The sequence below is a fragment of the Aeromicrobium sp. genome, from assembly GCF_032084975.1.
Taxonomy (GTDB): domain Bacteria; phylum Actinomycetota; class Actinomycetes; order Propionibacteriales; family Nocardioidaceae; genus Aeromicrobium.
The window spans coordinates 1-239 of the sequence record NZ_DAMDLR010000127.1 but is presented as its reverse complement, the minus strand read 5'-3'; the positions used below and the strand labels follow the sequence as shown (position 1 = coordinate 239).

Genomic DNA, 239 nt, shown 5'->3' with positions numbered 1-239 from the left:
ACTGCAGGAGCTGAAGGCCAGGCTGCACGACCTGCGGACCCACGCGGGGGAGCGGCTGCAGCGACTCGACCTGCTGCGCCACGGTCTCGACGAGATCGACGCCGTCGACCCCCAACCGGGTGAGGACGAGGAGCTGGTCCAGCGAGAGAACCGGCTCGCGCACGCCGAGGCCCTCGCCGCGGCCGCCTCCGGCGCGACCGCCGTGCTGTCCGAGGACGAGAGCTCGGCCGCCGCGGCCC

Annotated in this window: 1 pseudogene; it reads left to right on the top strand. The window is 74.9% G+C overall.

Annotated elements, in window-relative coordinates:
- Positions 1 to 239 (top strand): annotated as a pseudogene (locus RT323_RS16065) (DNA repair protein RecN); the annotation flags it as partial.